This window comes from Desulfofarcimen acetoxidans DSM 771, from assembly GCF_000024205.1.
Taxonomy (GTDB): domain Bacteria; phylum Bacillota; class Desulfotomaculia; order Desulfotomaculales; family Desulfofarciminaceae; genus Desulfofarcimen; species Desulfofarcimen acetoxidans.
In genome coordinates this window covers 3480769-3497693 of the sequence record NC_013216.1, presented here as the reverse complement: position 1 = coordinate 3497693, position 16925 = coordinate 3480769, and the positions used below count along the sequence as shown (strand labels likewise).

Below are 16925 nucleotides of genomic sequence, written 5' to 3'. Positions count from 1 at the left end.
TTATCCCTCACTCACCAGATTTCTATATGTCATAAATGCATTAGGTAGCCAATCCGTTAGATCGTATGGATTGAGGTACATTTTGCTTCGTGTACTGTCGGGTTTCTTCCGCATAGCAGGGATAACTTCAAATGCGAGTGGCGGTACTCCGCCGTCCTCGGTTATCAGTTTCAGCAATGGTTGAAAATATTCATTTTGTTCGCTAACTTCGTAGTCATCGGGCAACTGTCCAAATTGTGCGTAATCAAGTAATTGCAAGCCAAGATGTCGGTCGAACAATTGATGATTTCGCTGATTCCAATAATTATCCAAGCAGTTCTTACAGGAACGTGAACATTCGCACCCAGTCAGTATAATGCGCGCCCGTTCAAGTACCTCGTCCAAAATCGAGCCAATAAGCGATGAATACCCAGCACCACTTGTCAGATTATCATAGAAAAACATTTCCATGTGCGAGTTACCGTCTCCCTTGATTCTCGGACGCCACCCCCCGCTGATTTCGTTATAGTCAATATCCAAAACGAGTGAGACGGCCTTTTTAACTGCCTCGTGCAAAGTAGTTACAGCCGCACGAAGGATGCTTTTCTCTTCAGCACTGCGGTTTCCCACCAACTTTGTTGAATCGTAAGATATATCGAGCATAAACATATCCGTAAGAAACTCATATCCGAGATAAATGCCGTGGGCAACGGTTCCTTCATGTCGGCAGAGTGGGTGGTTATCGTGATAAGGCTGAGAAAACGAATACGTCGCGCCTTCCTTTGCGTCAGTTACCTCCGCTCCTCCGCATTTTTTGCAAATATTGAATCCGTTTTTACTCTTCCCCATATTAACGGTCAGCACTTTGCGGTCGGGCAAATTGGCGAAACGGATTTTACTCTGCCCAAAGCTGTCCATCCTCGTATCCTCAGGGACATAAGAATAGTACGGGGCTTCGGCATAGGTGTATTGCTCGTCCTCATCCTCGAACTTTACTTCATCGCCCTTTACAGGGGAGAACCCCCAAGGACGCAGCATTTTGTTTTTCACAATCTCCGAGCCACAGTACGGGCATTGAGATAGGCTTGCATCTTCCTGAAGCCCAAACCAATTACACTCGGAGCAGATAAAGATGTCTTTGTAGTAGTCAGTGTTCTTGAAGTAAAACTCTGCATGATTGGTTTCAAACCCACGGGGACGAGGGTTTGCGTAAATCCCACCGCTCTTAAATATTTTCTTATCGATGGTCACGAAGCGGCCGGGGGCATATTCGCTAAGAGCCACGGCTATGTCACGTTCGGGTGCATACTGAATATCCCTTGGCGAATTTTTGCCGCGCTCGGATTCCTTTTCAACGAAGAACCTTACAACATTCTTTGGGAACGAGTAAGACGGAATAAAGCCTTCGCGGTAAAAAATATCAAACGCAGGCGTTTCTTTATCATTATTTATATACTCGTCACGCTTGCCCTCTGCTAAAACAAGCCCGCATATTTCTTGGAAATGCTCTATTGTTTTAGCCGTTGACAGCCCTGAGTTTTTAGAAAATTGCTCTGCAAACTCAATAAAGTTTTCACCATATAATTCGCAGAATTTAATAATCCCTGTATCAACAATCCCATCAAATTGGGTTCTCATAGCTTCCGTGGACATAAACCCGTTTAGTGTCAGCATATTTACATGGCGTTGTTTAATTTTTGGATTGCTGCGGTCTATCCACGGCTTACGCGGTGCTCCGGAAATCATTTCATCAGGGTGCTGGAAGTAGTGGCTGTCGTGCGTACCTCCAGAGGCGTAAGTCACGATAGTTGATATCCCTGCATTCTTACGTCCAGCACGTCCTGCTCGTTGCTGATAGTTCTCCCTCATGGGCGGGATATTACGAAGCCCGATCGCAGTCAAAGAGCCGATATCAATACCAACTTCCATCGTTGTTGTGCAACTGAGAACATCAATCGCATCTTCGCCGTGTTCTCCAGCGTTTATGTCTTGGAAGCGCATTTCATATTTTTCCGTGCGACTCCATGTGTCGCTACGAATCTCTTTGTGTGAAAGCTGTGCCGTATGCTCTTCGGTATCAATCGTGTGAATGCTTTCTATCTTTTTAAGTGCATTTAGAACAGGTATGCGCCAGAAGTCAAAGCGTGACAATTCCTCCTCGCCAATGGAAACTAAATCGGACGAATCAAAGCAAGCGCCACAATAGTCACCAATTTTAAACGGAGACAACTTTCCGCATTTCACGCACCGATACCATACAAAATCCTCGCTTGCCAGCTCGATTTTAACCGCACTCAATTTAATATAGTAGCGATTGGCAGATGAAGAGGCAAAGAATAGGTCGCGCACTTTGTCTAATATTTTCCTGGTTGTTATGGCATCGTGGCACAATACTTCCTGAATTCGCTGAAGCAGTCCTTTATCCAATGCTGTTAAAAAGTCGAAGCTCAGTCCAAAATTAGAGCTCTTGCTCCGCCCGGGTAGCCCTTTTCGCACATCGTCTTGAATGGTTTCTCCCAAGGCTGCGCTGTCATCCATCACTTCCCAGAACATCAGAACCAGCAATTGGTAAAGCTTAGCTTTATCGATACTGATATCATCGTCTTCTAAGTATTCCATACAAAGATCCAGAACTGTAGATAATGGTGCTAAAAAACCTATTCCAATATCCTTGAATGAACGAGGACTTTCAGTAAAGAAAGTTAAAAGTTGTTCATAGTAATTGTCTGGTAATGCACCGTAATCACCAAGCAAGGAGGAATAGTTAATTGTTCGTCCACGTTTTTCTGCGTTTGCTTTAGATTTGGCAAATTTTCGCTTATCACCATCGAATTTGTCTTTGCTTGTTCCGCTAAAGAAAGTAAGGTTATTCTGATTGCACGCATCCAGAAACGCAGGGTACAAATCAGCCAAGGAGTGTTCTTTACCATCCACCTCTAACAATAGTGAAGCGAGCATTACAGCCTGCCGAAACGCATCTGCGTCAGAAGATTTTGAAAGGTCTAATGCGAGTTTTGCCGCATTTTGGCGCGAATCGGAGAACAGTAATACCTTTTTACCTTGGTTAATAAGGCCTGACTTTGGTGGTTGAAGCTCGAATTGAGACTTAGTCAGGTTGTAAAACGGTATATTCCCTTTGGTTGACAAGTCGACGGGTTTTTTTAACGGCATCGGCTTTTTACATTTTGGGCATACACCAAAGTTAAAAGGCATTCCTTTCGCATCTGTCTTTTTACCTTTTTCACTTTTATTGTAGTAGACAACATCAAGCAAAGTTTCCTCATCCTGCAGGGTCAGATACAGTTTACCTGTGAATGGGTCAAGGGAGCCAATCTTATCATTCTTCCCGCACTGATATTGTTTTGGGACGACGTAAAGCAATGTTTCTTGCAAAGAATTAACATCCCCATCCAAACCCTTTTTCGGGAAGACGTACCAGTATGGCTGACCCTCGTTTTTTTGAACAAATGCTCGAATATATAACGCTCCACATTTTATGTGATTGAAGAGTTCGTATATCTTGCCTCCGCACTCGCACTTATCCTTCGGAATAGAGATGATTTTCCCAAGCGGCAATTTTTCACTTTCTGATTGTTTCGCACGGGTGCATTTAGGGTTCGAGCAGGTATAAAGCCCCTGCAAGCCACGAAGAAACATATGAAGCCTGACAGGGAACAGAATATTACCGCCTTTCGCGGCCAGTGAAACCAATACTAACAAGGCATCAAGCGCCTTTTCGGAAGTAGCTACATTCCCAAAGATAACTTCTTTTATTTCGCTATATGATTTCGCACCATCACGGCAGAGTCTATTCAGCTTTACGAAAGCCTCATACTTCGGAAGATTGTCGTATAGCCACTCTTGTGCGCTATCCTGGCTAATGTCAGACGGCAAGGTCGTCTTAAATACGGAAGATGCAAAAGCGGCAATCCGCTTAGTGATTGCTTCTCCTTGGACTTGGTCGGAATCTATCGAGGCTAATGCTTCTATATCCGTTCTTATTTCCTGTTCGTCAGGAATCTCCTCTTTTGAGCCAAAGAGGAACTCACAAGAAGAAGCAACTTTTCCAGTTAGTCCGGTATAAAAACCGTTAATTGCAGTCTGCTCGTTCTGGGGCATACTCGCAGTTGTCAGGATGAACTGAACCTTTTCTGAGGAAATTCCTAGACGGTAGAACAGCCTTTCTAGCAGGAGCGCAATTTCCCCTCCGGCAGAGCCACGGTACATATGCGCCTCATCAAGAACAATAAGCAGTTTGTTCTCATCCGAGGTCTCAAGCCACTCCTTTGTTTTATCCCAAATGTTAGCTTCACGCTGACGCATAAGCATATACTCTAACATTGAGTAGTTGGTAATAAGAATGTCAGGCGGACAATTCTGCATCTCAAAGCGCGTAATGAACTCGGCATCATATGGTGACGGTCTGTGGATGTTCTTTTCAAGATTCTCAATAAAGACACGAAGTCCGTCTTCCCCAAACCGCGCAGGATATTTGCTGATGCTTTTAAGTCCTTTGATATTATTCGTTTGCCTTCTTTGAGTGTAGGCATCGGCAGTTTCGTCAATTAGGTAGTTCTCTCGGAAAGTTATCGCCAGTTCTTGGCTACTTGCTTTTTTTGCATCACCAGAGTACGGAGTTCTGCCTGTGTACATACCGAAATGAGGTATCCGTGATGCGTGGGTATCGCGCGTAAATATATATTTGAAGTCCGGGCTACCGATAATTTTTCTGAAACGAGCCAGTTGGTCTGAAACCAGTGAATTCATTGGGTAAATGATAAGTGTGCGAACCGCTTCGTTCTTAAAGATCGCAGGATGATTCTTTGCTTCATCGAAACACTTTGCAATAATCGGCCAAAGGAAGCACTCAGTCTTACCAGAGCCAGTACCGGTCGAAACAAACAGGTCTCGTCCAGCAAGGAAATATTCCAGTGCCTTTACCTGATGCTCAAACGGGTCGGAGAAAATGCCGAGGCCTTTGGCTACCAATTTGAACAACGACTCTTTTACTCCTTGCTTGATTCGGGAAGAGTTTTGAATTCCGTCCTGTATTTTCTTGTAAGAAGCAGCGGTTTCAATATACGGCTCGCGGGCGATGTTCGTGTACTCAGAACACAACTCGCCGAGAAGATCGTCGACATAAAGCAATAGAGTTTCGCTGTTTGCCAAGTAGTCGGACTTGATGTAGTTCTTCAGCCTATCCCGAATAGCCTGATAATACTCCTGTACCCCGTTAGGATTATGCATTTGGTTGCCCTCCCTTAATTTCTATCCCAATGTCTGCAAGCGCATCAGTTACGCTTGCAAGCAAGTCGTTTCTTATAATAAAGTTCACTTTGTCAAATGCATTGCGTTCCGGCCACGACAAAAGTAACAGCAGGTAGTATTCGCGATTCGGCAAGTGCCCTGCTATGTGAATTTTAGAATACAACTCATCAAGTTTCGTGATGGTTGCCTTCAGAGGATTGTCGTAATGGAATTTAAGAGCAAAGTACAGTCTCCTGTATTCATACGATGTAAAAACATCGCTTTGCTGTTCAACCGGTTCATCGGCGAACTGTATATCGTCATTTACTTTCATTATCCGATAGAACGGACCTGTTTCGGTTTTCCTCGCCACAGTACAATCTGTTTCAGGTTTTTTACCCCATGACATAGACGGTACATTATTCGACTTGGGATTGAAAAATTCCAACTCGGATAAATCAATGTCCCTTTGGTAAAAATCAATTGGGTCAAACCGCGAGTTGAAGTACGCCTCGCCCGGCAGAGAATCTCTTACGAGAAAATCCTTCAAAACAACCAAGTAGTCTGTAGGGTTCGTAAACACCCCAAGTCCGTTAACTTCGCAATGTTCACAGGGTAGCCCAAAGAATAAAAACTTATCGCCTACCCGAATAGTTCTGCCATAGTTTGCGATTCGGTTGTGGTTGTCACTATTGGTCAATAAGTATCCTGTTTCCTCATAAGCCCTTCGGACGCTGACCAAAAAAGATATCTGCTGATTACTGGAGTCAATGAATCTATCGGTTATGTACGGAAACAGTTCGGTGAACCGTGATAAAAGGTTATTAAGCACAATGGTTTGGTTGTGCTTCGTAGTACCAACGGCTCCTCCTGTCGTATTCATCGCCGTGCTTAGACACCATTGCCCCAACGCTGAATAGCAGAGGCGATAAACGAAAGATTCATCTGACTCATTGTGATAACGGGGAATATTCATATCGTTTGCCATCGTTTTCAGCAGATCATTCATCACGCGAACCACCTCCTGAACAAATTCTTATAAAGACATCTGCCGCTATCACCCGCATATTTAACCAATCGCTCGGAGACATTAAAGGGAGCAATTTTAAGAACATCCGTACAGTATGGCAAGACATCAAACGCCAACAGACGGCAAAAGCTTAACTCGTCAGCAACGAGGGAACTCTTATATGCGGACAAAGCACCCTGCACCCCAAATTCCTCAAGCATTTCTTTTAAGGCGACAGTCCAACGAACATCTGGTACAATTGAAGTAACTACTTTTTCTACTTCATCCACAACAGATGGGTCTTCTGTCAGTTCTGTGTCGCCTGTAAAAGCCTCAACGCGATTTAGGTTTAGATAGTGGCAATACCGCATTAACTCGTCTGGAACGAAGCAGAGTGTGTGATCATAAGCAATAGTCAAGAAAATTATCTTATCTCTGTGCCTATCACAAATGGTTATGAGCGTAGTTTCATTGTAGTTCCCAATGAAGTTGTCTAAGCAGACTATACGCTTGTCCTGCGACAAAAAACCGTCTATTAATTTTTCTGTGACATCATCGTCGAATGCTAAAGTTGTAACTACAGAAGTCTTTACAAGCGTGTTTGAAACGCATTTCATTAAGGACAATCCGGTGCTTCTGCTGATAATAATCGGTTTTCCTTGAAACAATATCTCGCTCAGGTAGTCTTTGAGCAACGGATAATAGTCCGAATTTGCTGGCACACCGATGTTTTCAAAATTGTATCCCAAATAATCCCTAAACTCATCGAGGTCTTTAGGACATTTAGGTTTTTGAGCGGTATCTTGCCGATATTTCTCCGTTTCCTGTTGCTTGGCGATTTCTACTCTGATTTTTTTCTCAAGCTGCTGTTGTTCCTTTCTTGCAACAGACAATGCAGCCTTCAGTTGTTGTATGTAATCCTCCCGTTCTTGCGCTTTTTGCTTCAGACTTCCAATTGTTTGTTCGTGCGAGGCGATAACTCCTTTGCTTTTTTCAAGGTCTGCATTAGTGCGTTTAAGTGTCTTAATTTCGTCTAAGCGCTCACTCAGCTTTTGGCTCATTTTGCTTTGTTCGGTCTGAACACGCTCAAGTTCCGCTTCCAAACGACTGACTTCGGTTGTTTTTGTGTCTAGTTTGGATTTAGTGCGTTCGCATTCTGTGTTGGCATCTTTAATAAACCTGATGCTTGCGCTGAGCATAGAAAGAAATTCCCCCGTATACTCCTCACCCGTCAACTTGAAGTATAACCCAATATTGTCCACAAAGAAACAATGAGGCAAAGTTTGAAGTAATGCAGATTCCTTACTTTCGCCTTCTTCGGTCTTTTCATTAATAGCCGCGCCAATCTCATCAAGCCACCGGCTGATGTGCTTCTCAATAAATGATGAGATAAAGTGCTGGTTGCGGTTTCGGAACAAAATACCGCTAACCTGCTCTTGACTTTTTAGGCTTGTAGCTCGAAATCCCGGCATAACTTTCGCAAAATCTTTTGGATAATACTTGAAATATCCCACAGAGTCTTGGAGAGGGATAACTGAACAAATATAGCGGATTTCGTCCTCGGTCATCGTGGGAAGGTAGTTCATATCCGCCCCTCCTCAATGAAGTATTTTGCCGCAGAGTTAATTAGTCCTGTCTTCTCGCAGGTTTCGATGTAATGAAAAGCGGTCTGGCTAAGGTAAAGCGACTTGAAATCATCCCAGTTGAGCGTTTCGGTCCTTTTATAATGTATAAGAGCATCTCGGAGCAATGATTCTCCAGACATCGTAATTTGTTCTAACGGAGCAACTATCCCATCCAAATACCCATTCGTATAATGTCTAACTTCGCTATCAGGAGTCATCTGGACAGTTACACCCTTGTTCAACGGCAAAACTCCAGAACGATTGAACATAAAGGACGCATCGTCAGTAACACGGTAGTTCTTTTCAGCCCTTCGAGCCACAGGTAAGTTGATGTATGCATCTGTTTCTTGCTCACATGTTTCAAGCATCAGTTCTGCGTTCTTCTTATAAACTTTGATTCTGGGATTAACGGCAACCTTTGAAACCCCATCAGTAATCCTCGTAATGTCCTCTGAATGGACATTGATATTGCCATGTGCCTGCAGCTCGAATGTTGAATAAAGATACGCCGCATCTGCATTAATTAGTGATATATCCTCTGAAAGGATTGCTGGCGGCCAAAGCAATGTCAGCGTTTCAGCGGCTTCCAACTGATAACCCCAAGAGGATAATAATGAGTCAATTTGTGCTGTTTTTGCAGTTATGGTCAGAACCTTTCCTATAAATTTTCTCCCCATCGTCTCAAATTCGAAAGTGTTTTCGACCTTTATTTCGCTTGGCAAACAAACATCTACTGGCGACCAATGCGGGCTCTGACTTTGAAAAACTATGAAGTAAGGGATATTCGTATAAAGAACGGAACTGCGAACTAATTTGGCTCGATAGCCACCATCACCCACTTGCATTTTAAAGAAAGTCGCTGCGTTGTTTGCGACGTTGTTGAACACCTCATATTTTCTCTTGATGCCATTTAGCGTGTTTGACAAAAAATAGTTGCAAGAGAATTTATCGAGAGGAATCAGTCTCTGAGTATCAATGGAAAAGTTTCTCCCATTTATTCGCAATATGTAGAACGGCTGCGCTTGAGATGCAACTCTCAACTCGAAAATGGTAGAAAGCTGTTCATAGGCAGATATCTCATCTTCGCTAAACCTCAAGCCAAGATAAAACATCTTTGTATTACTGTCGAAGTAAAATTCAGCTCTTTCATTTTTGCTCTTCCTCGAACGGGCGTCCGTGCTAAATGCCCCGTATTGACCAAGATAATATTCGCACTCAACATCACTATTTCCACTCCGATGCCGGAAATGTGGAACCATACTGGTGCTATCCACTGCGGACAGGCGAACTTCTTCTCCGCAATGTGCGCACTCATAACGATACGGTTCAAAGCTACCAGCTTTGGCAGCTAAGCCTGCAGACACTTCTGATAACAGAAATGTATCGTATGCTTTTCGCATTTCACAACGCTCCTTTCAGTAGAATGATGTTTCTATGTCAATATCGCTTAGGTAGATTCGCTCTTTTCGTCTTACGCATCAGCCGCCGTCCCGGATCGCAACCACTCATCAACCTCGGGAATCTTGAATCGCCACTGCCGTCCGAGTTTGTGTGCAGGTATACCTTTTTTTGGGCGCTTTGATATACTGCAGGATGGTTCACGACTGACGTTGAGATATTTCTCAAGCCTGAGTTATTATCCTTACAGTGCTCATGATTTTTTCTGTCCGTCAGGAATGATTTCCATGATATCGCCAATATCGCACTGCAGAGCTGCGCATATTTTCATAAGTACGGTCGTTGTTACAGGCTCATCATGCCCAAGCTTTGTAATAAGGCTGGAACTGATACCTGCGGCAGCCTGTAACTCTTTCTTTTTCATTTTTTTGTCGATAAGCAGCTTCCAGAGCTTGTTATAACTTACAGCCACGCCATTCACCTCATCACTATATTCATGACACACTTTTTATAATTGTATCACAAATGACGCTTTAAAAACATCTCTAACCACATAAATAAATGAAATATCACTTTTTTGTGGTATTTCTGATAGCTATCTCTGAAAGGATCTCTGAAAGGCTGTGGTAATGTCTTTGCTGAAAGGAGATGGTCAAATGAAAAAGCAAATTGCTATCGGAATAGGCATTATCGCCTATGTCGCGAATGTATGCCGCCGTGTGGACTCGAAATTCCGAGGATGAGGTAATACCCGTCACACAGAAAAAACCACCGTTTTCACTATAAGGGTTCATATTGATTTATGGTATAATCAAAAATGGAAAACAATCCTTTGAAGTCAAAGCGAGGTGACAGGATGATCTTTGCAACCGGAGATACACATGGTGATTTCACACGCTTCAGTATGGATATTTTCCCGGAGCAGAAGGAAATGACAAAAGATGATTTTGTCATTGTCTGCGGAGACTTCGGCATCTGGGACAATTCCAAACGCGAGCGCTACTGGCTGAAGTGGCTGGATGAAAAACAGTTCACCACGCTGTTTGTGGACGGCAATCATGAAAACTATGATCTGCTTGCAAGCTACCCGGTTTCCGACTGGCACGGAGGAAAAGTACAGCGTATCGGAGATTCTGTCATTCATCTGATACGGGGACAGGCCTATGAGATTTGCGGTAAACACTTTTTTACCATGGGCGGAGCATCCTCCCATGACATAAAGGACGGAATACTGGAGCCGGATGCACCGGACTTTATAAAGCAGAGAAAAAAGTTGAATGCACAGGGCGCCATATACCGTGTCAATCATGTTTCATGGTGGAAAGAAGAACTCCCCTGCGACGCGGAATATGAGACAGCAGTCAACAACTTGGAGCGCTGCCACTGGAAGACAGATTACATCATTACACACTGCTGCCCGACCAGTATTGCCAATATCCTTGGTAATGGAGAATACCAGCCGGATCGCCTGACCGACTTCTTTGAAACCATTAAAAACCGCTGTGATTATGGCTACTGGATTTTCGGGCACTATCATGAAAACAGGGTCATAGAGAAAAAATTCGTTTTGCTGTATGAGCAAATTGTACTGATTGAAGAATGAGTGTGTGATAACACAGATTTTAAAAGAGTCCGTGTTTTTGCTGAGAAAGTGCTGCCTCTTTCATAAATTTCACTATCTAACGTCACATGTCAAAGCATCCCTCATCCATGAATCGGGGAAAATCGGAATCATGCTTCAAAGCCGAAAAAACCTCTATGGCTGTACGCCCCTGTGGACGATTTTAAGGCCGCAGGTATAAAGAATGACGGCAACGGACATGGTTTTAATAAGCGCTTCAGGAGCAAACCATAGATTCGGTGCGGCCGGGCAAGGTCGTGTATTTTAACGGGTGGAAATCCCGTCTGGTAAGACTCTAGCCAAGTCACCAGTAGCGAGTCTTGGACTCGATGGAGTAATTCATAGAGTTAAGCGTAGACAGGTAGGTAGTAGGCCTGAATGTGATTGAGCCCCGTAATGGGCAAACGGGAAGGTTGACGGTTTCGAAACTCCGGAAAACTATATCTTGGTACGCGATATGGCGAGTGTATTGAGACTTCCTCGGGGTCTAAGAGCCAGGCATGCTATACAATGATAACACGGAAACCCGGGAGACCCTATGTGTTCTTCTGCTTAGGAGTATGACCTACAAGCGATATAAAGTGAGGAAGTCAAATGGCGCGTAGGGAGTCGGATCACTGCATATTGTACCGATGACACAGGGTAATGCCTATCGAGGGAAGGCAGTGACATGATATTGGCTTTGACAAGGACACACTTGTCACACACAGAGGTGAAAAAAAAGGTGATAACAAAATTGGCAAAGATAGCTGACGTTGCTAAAGCTAAGCCAAAAGAACAATTCACGTCTTTGGCGCATCTTATTAATGAGGAATTGCTGGAGATTTGCCATCATGAGATGGATCCAAACAAGGCATCTGGTATTGACCGAGTTATGAAGGAGAAATATGGAGAGAGTTTATCAAATAAACTTCAAGACTTGGTAGTACAAATGAAGCAACATTCGTATCATCCACAGCCAGTAAAGCGAGTCTATATACCTAAAACTGGAACAAAGGATCTGAGGCCTCTAGGGATACCCATGGTTTATTCATACTGCACTCCTCCTCAAACACGTTTTGGAATTAAAGAATTCGTTTGGATTTGAATACCCACTCAGACAACAACTTTTCGGTATCCTCGTCAACTAAAATATTCCATGGCCAGCCAGGTGCAAATTTTGTACCTCTAAGCAGGCCTTTGTCTAACAGATAATATAGCACGTGCTTACTGACGCCGAAACGTTCAGCAACTTCCTTTACAGTAAAGCCATCACCTTTACCAGGTCCCGGAATTTGATAACGATAACGAAGCCATTTAATTGATGGAGTAGTGAATAATCTATTTTCAGGTGTACGATAACCATTATTATTAAGATATTGGGCAATCTGCGCATCAGTGAGTTTTTGTGCCAAACCATTGATTAATTCAACCGTAGCCTCTTTATGTTTACGCCGGATGGTTATCGGCAAAGGTTTGGTAATATTGATGGACTCACAATAATTACTGCGCCAGCGAATCCCTACAGTTATATTACTTTCACGTGGTTGACTTATCACAGTAATGTCTTCGATTAAAATACGGACAATTCTTTTTTTCTCTTTAATATGGGTTGTCTGAGACATCCATAAAGAGGGCAGATTTTGAGCCAAAGCAAGTATTTCTTCCCTATCATTAGCAGTCGGACGCCAAATTCGATTAGAACGATGACGATCATAATCCTCTTGAAGGCTTTTAAAATCAGCTAACTTTTCATTCCATTTAGATTCTAAACTTCGTACCACCAGGCGGTTCTCCGGTTCAGCAAGATTATACTGTCGCTCAGCACGATCAACCTCATACTGAGCCCGCTCCAGAGACAAATGCCAACTCTTTTCAACATCATCTTCCTCCAGTAAAGCCTCATCCAAGGCAAAAAGAGCAAGTTCCAACCGAGCCGGTTGCAAAGCCTCCATAATTTTAGCCTCAACAGCTTGATCCAATAACTCAGAACGGATAATAGAACAAGTTACCGCACGACCGTTTTCCCAATGACGACGGCATTCATATTTGGGTTCAATACCGCCGTTGCCGGTATACCGTACCGTCATGCGCCTGCCACATGTGCCACAAAAAACCAGACCTTGCAATAAAGCCAATCCTTCACGTGCCGGGCCACTTACTTCAGCATTGGTTCGGTTTTTTGCCAACCTGTCTAAATTCTCCTCATACTGTGCCCAAGTGATATATCCCGGGTGGTGATCAAAAATTTTTACCTCCCATTGCTCCTGAGGCAAGCGAACAACATGGGAAGACAACATACCGTCAGCATCCAGCTTTTTACGATATTTGTAACGGCCAAATACATAAGTTCCGGTATAAGAAGGATTGTATAGAATACCTAAAACCCTGCCATGATTCAACTCACCCCAGACAAGTTTACCTGCCCAGGCACCTCCGTAAGCCCTCTTAGGAAAACGAAGACCGTTTTGAGCAAAAGACTTAACCACTCCGTAAGCGCTTCCGGTTGATTGAAAGAGTGAAAACACAGTTTGTACGGCAGTTCTTACCTCTTCGTCCGGATCCATAACAATATCCCCGTTCTTATCGTGACAATAGCCAACTGGCAGAGGAAAGCGCAATTCTCCTTTATGAGCTTTATTTTTCTTGCCTCCCAGCAAACGGTCGCGTAAAAAATGAAGTTCCGCCTCACTCATAGTTCCTTTAAAGCCAGCGCCACTTACATCGCCCCGCAATGCGGGTCGCGACAAGGGGTTACGGGATTTCATAGAAGGTGCACCTGAGCCCCCTATATTACCGGCTGAGGCGACGTACAAAACGTCCATCAGCCGAAAAACCGCCGATATTCAGCCACTATGACGGAAGTCCCATATGGAATTTTTAGAGAAAACGGAGGTAATTACATGAAAGAGAACAAGAAAGAAAAAGTCCCAATCTGGATGTATCCCGACATGGTAAAGCGGGCAGACGCCGCCTATCCGCTGCATGATATCTCAAGCCGGAGCGAGTTTGTCTGCAAGGCAGTGGAGTTCTATCTTGGCTTTTTGCAGTCGGAATCGAGCCAGGAATACGTTAACAAGACGACGCTATCGTTCCTTGAGAATCAGATGGGTAAGCTCGAAGCCCGCATCTGCCGTCAGCTTTTCCGGATGTGCGTGGAGTATTCCCTGATGGCAAATGTCACCCCCGGTCAGGTAAAAGGCATGACCGATGAGCTGATGGAAAAGCTCAGAAAAAAATGTGTTGCTGACGTAAAGAGTACCATCGGTAACATCCGCTACGACAGGATATATGCTTTCCATCAAGGTATTCTCTGGAGGGAGGAAGCGCTTCATGAGCCGGGAGATTGAAAAAATCACAGTGTCGCTGCGGACCGAAACGCTCCGAATGGCGGACGAAAATCATGAGCGATTCGGGTTTGAAAACCGCTCAGACTTCATAAACGCGGCAATCCATGAGTACGTCAGCCGCGATATGCTGCGAGAGTTCGGCAGCGAGATTGCTGAGGTGTATTCAAAAATACAGCACAGCGAAATACGAAATCTGGAGGAACACCTCGCCAAGTTGTCATATAAAATCGCAGTTGAGATGGCGTAGATGAATCTGTTTCTGACGTCGATTATGGAGGTTCCGTACCTCAATACGCAGAAGCTTCGGGGCAAAGCCGTAAGCATGGTAAACAACAGCAGAGGCTATGTTCCTCTAAGAGAGGCAATTAAAAACAGAACGGAGATTCGTTATATGGGGGACAGGGATGATGAGGATTAAACAATTTACAGGAGGTGTTAACCATGAAACCACAGCAGGAATGTTTTTACGCATATTTGTTTTCTGAGACGATTATTCTCGTTCCCAAGGGGCATCCGTATACGCCGGAATTCGACTTGGTCACAAAGGAACTAGGCGGAGAAAAGGTGCGGGTATGGCGCCGAAAGGTTGAGGACGAGTACAAGCACTACTTACAAACCGGCATTGGCGGCAGCTATGAAACAGCCGGAATCATCGATACCGCGCTTGAAGATAAGCTGATTCCGCTGTTTGAGGATACAGAATTAATCGAGTGGTCAGACAGCATCTGCCTTGAACGGCATATGGAGATAGCCGGAAAGAAGTTCGCCATCAAGTCAGTTTTCCCCAAAACCGCCGCCTCATTACCAACGGACAAGCTCCTCACCTTGACCGATAAGGAGCAGGAAAACAGATGAATTTCTTTCTGGAATTCAGTAGACTTCTGGCAAACTCTTCGGTATGCTTGGAATTGCGGAGCAATCCGCAACCCCAGCATTCCGTATCGGTTTGCCAAATGAAAAGGAGGTAATTATGATACAGGCTAACCTAAAATATACAATACTCTATGGCAGACTTAGTCAGGAGGACGAGCGTGACGGCGAGTCCAACAGCATACAGAACCAGAGGCTGATGCTGGAGAAGTATGCCACCGACAACGGATTTGAGAATATTCTCTTCCTCTCTGACGATGGCTACAGTGGCACAAACTTTAACAGGCCTGCATGGAAAGAACTGATGAATCTGGTGGAAAACAACGAAGTGGCGACGATAATCGTCAAGGGCATGTCCCGGCTCGGCAGAGATTATTTACTGGTCGGACAGTACACCGAGATGATATTTCCAAGCTGCGGAGTCCGCTTCATCGCCGTCAGCAACAACGTGGACAGCCTTTACGGTGACAACGACTTCACTCCATTCGTGAACCTTTTTAACGATTTCTACGCTAAAGATACCAGCCGGAAAATCCGATCGGTCGTTAAATCGAAAGCAGAACGAGGTGAGCGTGTGGCAACCAGAGCGCCTTACGGCTACAAGAAAGACGAAAATAATCCCAAAAGTAAAATTGTTCCCGATGAGGATGTTACACCCATTGTTCAACGGATTTTCAGCCTCTGTGTCGAAGGGAAAGGTCCTACACAGATTGCCAATCAGCTTAACAAAGAGCAGGTGTACTCGCCCGGTTACTATTACTACATCAAGACCGGCATCATTCTGACCAATGTGGATGTAACCAGACCATACGCATGGAGCAGCGCATGCATTGCCGACATTCTGGAAAATGAGGTCTATCTCGGACATACCATCAATCTGCAGTACACAACGCTGTCCTACAAAAATAAGAAGCGTATTGAGCGCCCCAAGTCAGAGCATCTGCGCTTTGAAAACACGCATGAGCCGCTGATTACGAAAGAAATCTGGGATATCGTTCAGGACATCCGTGAGCACAAGAAGCGCAGGACAAACATGGAAGAACAGGATATGTTCTCTGGTCTGGTAAGGTGCATCGACTGCGGAGAGGTCATGACACTGCATCGGGCGCACACCATAGCCGCTGTAAAAAACAATTTCATGTGCTCCACCTACCGGAAACGCGGTAAGGAAAAATGCAGCTCTCACTACCTTCGGGAAATCCATCTGGCAGCAATCGTGCTGGATGACTTACTGAGAGTAACCCACTTCGCACGGCAGCAGGAGGCGTTATTTATCCAGTACATCAACAGAAAAAACAATGCCGAAACCCGACGTGAGATTGAACGGCTCCAAAGAGAACTGGTATTAATGCGCCGGAGGCACACAGAGCTCAGCACCTTGTTCAAACGGTTATATGAGGACAATGTACTTGGTAAGGTGACCAACGAGCAGTTCAGAATGCTGTCCGGAGATTACAACGCAGAACAAAAAAGCCTGAAGGAAAGCATCCCTCAGACTGCGGAACGGATTGAAGAACTGCAGACCTCCATCTCCAACGTCACCCGATTTATCGATAAGGTGAAACGGTACACCGAGATAAATGAGCTAAGCGGTGAACTGCTTAATGTATTCATCGAGAAGATTGAGGTCGGTGAGAGAGCAGAACGATACTCCAGGACGGCGGAGCAGGAAATTGTTATCCACTACCGCGACATCGGCGTCGTCGGCGCTTTCGCAGAAGAAGCCGAGAAAATAGCCGAACAGCAGCAAAGGCAGACAGCTTGATCTGCTGTCTGCCTCACCCAATACCCACGGTTCATAAAATGTCCCTATGGATATGCGCCTAATCCCACCTTATTTTTTTTAG

The 16925-nt window shown here is 44.5% G+C and carries 13 protein-coding genes; 7 read left to right on the top strand and 6 right to left on the bottom strand.

From position 1 onward, the window contains the following. The 5 genes from DTOX_RS15980 to DTOX_RS15960 all read right to left on the bottom strand — a co-directional run bounded on the left by DTOX_RS15980 (position 1) and on the right by DTOX_RS15960 (position 9730). Positions 1–5226, bottom strand: a complete 5226-nt coding sequence (locus tag DTOX_RS15980; RefSeq protein ID WP_015758721.1) for a DEAD/DEAH box helicase — start codon at positions 5224–5226, stop codon at positions 1–3. Beyond that, positions 5219–6235 (bottom strand): hypothetical protein, encoded by a 1017-nt coding sequence (locus DTOX_RS15975; protein WP_015758720.1) that lies wholly within the window; start codon positions 6233–6235, stop codon positions 5219–5221. The genes DTOX_RS15980 and DTOX_RS15975 overlap by 8 nt, the downstream gene beginning before the upstream one ends. Next, positions 6235–7821, bottom strand: a complete 1587-nt coding sequence (locus DTOX_RS15970) for a hypothetical protein (RefSeq protein WP_015758719.1) — start codon at positions 7819–7821, stop codon at positions 6235–6237. The genes DTOX_RS15975 and DTOX_RS15970 overlap by 1 nt, the downstream gene beginning before the upstream one ends. Beyond that, on the bottom strand, positions 7818–9260 hold the full coding sequence (locus DTOX_RS15965) for a hypothetical protein (RefSeq protein WP_015758718.1): 1443 nt from the start codon (positions 9258–9260) through the stop codon (positions 7818–7820). The genes DTOX_RS15970 and DTOX_RS15965 overlap by 4 nt, the downstream gene beginning before the upstream one ends. A gap of 251 nt (positions 9261–9511) precedes the next feature. Then, positions 9512–9730 carry a helix-turn-helix domain-containing protein gene (locus DTOX_RS15960; RefSeq protein WP_015758717.1) on the bottom strand — a complete coding sequence of 73 codons (219 nt, stop codon included), beginning with the start codon at positions 9728–9730 and terminating at the stop codon, positions 9512–9514. 384 nt (positions 9731–10114) lie between these two features. Between DTOX_RS15960 and DTOX_RS15955 the strand changes: the two genes are divergently transcribed. Further along, complete coding sequence (locus DTOX_RS15955) at positions 10115–10861, top strand: metallophosphoesterase family protein (RefSeq protein WP_015758716.1); 747 nt, start codon at positions 10115–10117, stop codon at positions 10859–10861. Between the two features lie 754 nt (positions 10862–11615). Further along, positions 11616–11966, top strand: coding sequence for a reverse transcriptase family protein (locus tag DTOX_RS15950; protein ID WP_174260366.1), 351 nt, complete (start codon positions 11616–11618; stop codon positions 11964–11966). On the opposite strand, the gene DTOX_RS15945 is transcribed toward DTOX_RS15950, so the two are convergent. Then, positions 11944–13626 carry a recombinase family protein gene (locus DTOX_RS15945; protein WP_242652449.1) on the bottom strand — a complete coding sequence of 561 codons (1683 nt, stop codon included), beginning with the start codon at positions 13624–13626 and terminating at the stop codon, positions 11944–11946. The two genes, DTOX_RS15950 and DTOX_RS15945, sit on opposite strands and share 23 nt — an antisense overlap. Before the next feature lie 135 nt (positions 13627–13761). Here DTOX_RS15945 and DTOX_RS15940 point away from each other — a divergent pair, with 135 nt between their 5' ends. The 5 genes from DTOX_RS15940 to DTOX_RS15925 all read left to right on the top strand — a co-directional run bounded on the left by DTOX_RS15940 (position 13762) and on the right by DTOX_RS15925 (position 16843). Then, complete coding sequence (locus DTOX_RS15940) at positions 13762–14208, top strand: hypothetical protein (RefSeq protein ID WP_015758714.1); 447 nt, start codon at positions 13762–13764, stop codon at positions 14206–14208. Continuing rightward, positions 14192–14455 carry a ribbon-helix-helix domain-containing protein gene (locus DTOX_RS24510; RefSeq protein ID WP_015758713.1) on the top strand — a complete coding sequence of 88 codons (264 nt, stop codon included), beginning with the start codon at positions 14192–14194 and terminating at the stop codon, positions 14453–14455. Before DTOX_RS15940 ends, DTOX_RS24510 begins: the two co-directional genes overlap by 17 nt. Further along, complete coding sequence (locus tag DTOX_RS24505; protein WP_015758712.1) at positions 14456–14626, top strand: hypothetical protein; 171 nt, start codon at positions 14456–14458, stop codon at positions 14624–14626. Positions 14627–14649: 23 nt separating this feature from the next. After that, entirely contained in the window at positions 14650–15063 is a 414-nt protein-coding gene (locus DTOX_RS15930) for a hypothetical protein (RefSeq protein ID WP_015758711.1), read from the top strand. A 115-nt stretch (positions 15064–15178) separates the two neighbouring features. Further along, entirely contained in the window at positions 15179–16843 is a 1665-nt protein-coding gene (locus DTOX_RS15925) for a recombinase family protein (protein ID WP_015758710.1), read from the top strand. Positions 16844–16925 lie beyond the last annotated feature (82 nt).

Bases quoted from the DNA above. Each gene is read 5' to 3' on its own strand.
- DTOX_RS15980 (WP_015758721.1), bottom strand. From the start codon at position 5,226: ATGCATAATCCTAACGGGGTACAGGAGTATTATCAGGCTATTCGGGAT.
- DTOX_RS15975 (WP_015758720.1), bottom strand. From the start codon at position 6,235: ATGAATGATCTGCTGAAAACGATGGCAAACGATATGAATATTCCCCGT.
- DTOX_RS15970 (WP_015758719.1), bottom strand. From the start codon at position 7,821: ATGAACTACCTTCCCACGATGACCGAGGACGAAATCCGCTATATTTGT.
- DTOX_RS15965 (WP_015758718.1), bottom strand. From the start codon at position 9,260: ATGCGAAAAGCATACGATACATTTCTGTTATCAGAAGTGTCTGCAGGC.
- DTOX_RS15955 (WP_015758716.1), top strand. From the start codon at position 10,115: ATGATCTTTGCAACCGGAGATACACATGGTGATTTCACACGCTTCAGT.
- DTOX_RS15945 (WP_242652449.1), bottom strand. From the start codon at position 13,626: ATGAAATCCCGTAACCCCTTGTCGCGACCCGCATTGCGGGGCGATGTA.
- DTOX_RS15940 (WP_015758714.1), top strand. From the start codon at position 13,762: ATGAAAGAGAACAAGAAAGAAAAAGTCCCAATCTGGATGTATCCCGAC.
- DTOX_RS24510 (WP_015758713.1), top strand. From the start codon at position 14,192: ATGAGCCGGGAGATTGAAAAAATCACAGTGTCGCTGCGGACCGAAACG.
- DTOX_RS24505 (WP_015758712.1), top strand. From the start codon at position 14,456: ATGAATCTGTTTCTGACGTCGATTATGGAGGTTCCGTACCTCAATACG.
- DTOX_RS15930 (WP_015758711.1), top strand. From the start codon at position 14,650: ATGAAACCACAGCAGGAATGTTTTTACGCATATTTGTTTTCTGAGACG.
- DTOX_RS15925 (WP_015758710.1), top strand. From the start codon at position 15,179: ATGATACAGGCTAACCTAAAATATACAATACTCTATGGCAGACTTAGT.